The organism is Vibrio methylphosphonaticus, from assembly GCF_023634655.1.
GTDB lineage: Bacteria > Pseudomonadota > Gammaproteobacteria > Enterobacterales > Vibrionaceae > Vibrio > Vibrio methylphosphonaticus.
This window is the reverse complement of record NZ_JAMKMS010000048.1, coordinates 1-3038: the sequence shown is the minus strand read 5'-3', so window position 1 is coordinate 3038 and position 3038 is coordinate 1. Positions and strand designations below refer to the sequence as shown.

General features: G+C 39.7%; 3 protein-coding genes. All 3 read left to right on the top strand.

What is annotated here, in order from left to right; genetic code table 11:
• The first annotated feature begins 325 nt into the window (after positions 1 to 325).
• The 3 genes from M9196_RS23120 to M9196_RS23110 are packed head-to-tail and all read left to right on the top strand — an operon-like array spanning position 326 to position 3001.
• On the top strand, positions 326 to 1309 hold the full coding sequence (locus M9196_RS23120) for an alkaline phosphatase D family protein (protein ID WP_250619859.1): 984 nt from the start codon (positions 326 to 328) through the stop codon (positions 1307 to 1309).
• Positions 1310 to 1349: 40 nt separating this feature from the next.
• Positions 1350 to 2183: a lipase family protein gene (locus M9196_RS23115; RefSeq protein WP_250619858.1), complete on the top strand. Its 834-nt coding sequence runs from the start codon at positions 1350 to 1352 to the stop codon at positions 2181 to 2183.
• Positions 2183 to 3001 (top strand): hypothetical protein, encoded by an 819-nt coding sequence (locus M9196_RS23110; RefSeq protein ID WP_250619857.1) that lies wholly within the window; start codon positions 2183 to 2185, stop codon positions 2999 to 3001. Before M9196_RS23115 ends, M9196_RS23110 begins: the two co-directional genes overlap by 1 nt.
• The last annotated feature ends 37 nt before the right edge of the window (positions 3002 to 3038 follow it).

Below are 3038 nucleotides of genomic sequence, written 5' to 3'. Positions count from 1 at the left end.
TCTGTCCAATTGTGAGTTACGATACCAACGCGTCAATTGTGTTCACCAAGCGATTCTGTCGTATCTTAATTACCAAGCTCCAGTTCAAGTTATTATTCCTAATACCTGCAATGTGTTTAAGGAAGTGTAATCACACGAGGGTAAGTTCACAGCAAAGCTTGTTTGATTTAGTTAATCGAATTGTAAAACTGTCAAATTATCCTACTCTATCATTTGTATGGATGGCACTGAAATCTAGTAGTGAGGTGTAGGATTGCCAATATTTGCATTTACAATTGGTTAACCGTGCCCGATTTTGAACTTAAAATGACAAGGCGAGGTAAATATGTATAAAGTTGCTTTTGCTTCTTGCTGTCGTTTCGAAGCTTTTCCAGATATACCACTAACTGAGAAACAGCCTGAGTGGAAAGAAATCCAAAATCAAGAGCCTGACTACCTATTTTTGTTAGGTGACAATATATATATGGATTACGGTATTATTGGTAATGAACCGGTAGGATCACCTAAAAAGTTATCTTGTCACGCTTTTGAAAATAGAATGGAAGCCAAATACTCTGCTCAATTTTCAGTTCCCCATTTTAAAAATTTGACTGATGAAATGAGAGCGAAAGGTGGATTTTTTGCAACTTGGGATGACCACGATTTTGCTTGGAACGACGCCAAAGGAAATGACGTTCCTCAAGATAAGAAAAGTGCTTCGATGAAGCTTTTCAAAAAATGGATGTTACATGAGCCTGATGATGGCGCACCAATTTACAGATATATAGATTTACCGAATGGTAACCCAGTTGCACGATTTATCATCCTCGATGTACGCAGTTATTCAGACAAAATCTCGCCTCAATACCGTGGACCAAATACCCTCGAAAGCCCTTCATACGGAAAATCTATGCTAGGTGAAGAGCAAAAACAGTTTTTGTTTGATGCACTCGAACATGATCTCTCTCATACATTTATCTGCTCAGGTCTAACCATGACGGCTGGCTCTGAACATTTTTCGGAATACGAAGAAGAGTTCGAAGAGTTCTGTGAAGCTGTAGAGGCTTGTAGCAGCAATGTTTTCTGGGTTGCTGGAGACATACATAAAAATCGCTATTATCCTCCTAAAAAAAGAAAACGGCCTTGCCATGAACTAGTATCATCTGGAATTTCAATTAATAAACTTGGGCTACCGTGGGCAATAGATGATGTCCACAACTGGGGGTTTATTGAATTTGAAGCAAATAATGTAGAGCTAATTCTCTGTAAAGCAAACTACAAAAACGGAGAAATTATTGGGACTAAAACGGAGCGTTTCAAATTACTCTAGACCGTCGGTCTGGCACCAATGAAATATAGGGACTTAAACCATGGAGCATTTTACAGATTTTGAAGGTGTTTTTGCCAAAACTGAGTATGATGAAAGGACTTCTCTTTCTTTAGCTATAGCTTGCAGTTTAGCGTATGAAAGCGAGCAAAGAGTCCCTGTAGTGGTAGCCGGCTGGAATTATAATTTTGATGGATTTATTAACGTCATAAAACAGCCCGATATAGATACTCAATGTTTTGTAATGTCAAATGACGACAACATAATTGTGGTTTTTCGAGGTAGTGAATCACTAAAAGATTGGTTTGCTAATTTTCAAGCAGTTTATGACCCAGGACCAATGAAAGGCACGAAAGTTCACGAAGGCTTTCAAGACGCTTTGTTTCCAACGGTTATTGGATTAACCAAGATCATAGAACGTACTGACCTATTAAGAAAAAAAATTTGGGTGACAGGGCACAGCTTAGGCGGTGCGCTCTGCTCGATATTTGCAGGTATGTTAATTGAAAATAGCTATACAGTGTATGGTATATACACTTTTGCAAGTCCTAGACCTGGCAATGGGATTTTTGAAGAAAAGTTAAATGCAAGAGTTACCGGACCACACTTTAGAGTTGTGAATTTTGGTGATGTCGTACCACATGTTCCCCCCGAACCTTTCTACAGCCATCCTGGAAACAGAGTTATCTTATCTGAAGAGAAGACAGATACCTCATCCCAATCATGGTTTGACCAACGTGTAGCGGCTTTGAAGGTATTCATCTCTAACACATCCAACATACTTGACGTTGCGGACAATCATCGACTTGACGCTGACGGAGAAAGTTATATACCGCGCCTGATAAAAGATTTAGCAAGCACAAAGGTTCGTACATAATGGACAATCTTTCAAATATCATCTCAAAGATTCTTACCCCAATAGTTACGCTGGTAACTGCGTGCATGGCAGCTTACCTTAGCTTCTGGGTAGAACCGGAACAGAGAGAGCAAAGTCAAACTCTAAACGAAAGAATCGCAGAAGTTGATAACGCAGTTAAACAGAGCGAACAAGCACTTAAAGAGCTCAAACAACGAAGAGAAATTGAGTGGAAAGTGTACGAAGAGGTTCTTGATTCACTCAGTGAATCAAAAAAACACCAAGAGGCTGCAAAGTCGTTAGTCGTTGTGATGGTCGAGGATGATGAACTCCGAGGCCCATTGTTAGCGTTGTTTGAGCAATCCAATATTAAAGATGTTGCCGATGACGCTCGAGCTATAAGGGTGTCTGAGAATAAATTCCAAAAAGAGGATGAGGCAATCGCATCAAGAGATTTATCAAGTCGAAATAAAATCGCCTCTGACCACGAATGGGGGGAATGGGACTTTGATGTTTTGTGGTGTGAGTCCTCGTTTAGGAACAACAAAGCAGAAGCAAACTTGATCGCTGAGGAGATAAAAAACAGCACGAATACAACTGGCTTTGTGAGGGTTCGAAAAATCCCCGCCACCAAACTTTCCACTTCTTCATTTTCTCACTTTGGCTATAAAATATACTGGGATATAGAGGAAAAGAGAGAAAAAGATCTGTTAGTTGAAATTGTAAGTAGGGTTTTGGGCTCAGAAAAGTCAAATCATTTGGAAGTGGAACCAAATATGGATGCTGCTTCACCATGGTATTTGAGTGTTTTTGTGTGTCCCGTAGGTGGAAATTTATAACTTAGAGAATGACTAGAAGTTTTGACACAGCGAAGAA

Excerpts from the sequence above, each read along its gene's own strand:
- M9196_RS23120 (WP_250619859.1), top strand. The coding sequence starts at position 326 with ATGTATAAAGTTGCTTTTGCTTCTTGCTGTCGTTTCGAAGCTTTTCCA.
- M9196_RS23115 (WP_250619858.1), top strand. The coding sequence starts at position 1,350 with ATGGAGCATTTTACAGATTTTGAAGGTGTTTTTGCCAAAACTGAGTAT.
- M9196_RS23110 (WP_250619857.1), top strand. The coding sequence starts at position 2,183 with ATGGACAATCTTTCAAATATCATCTCAAAGATTCTTACCCCAATAGTT.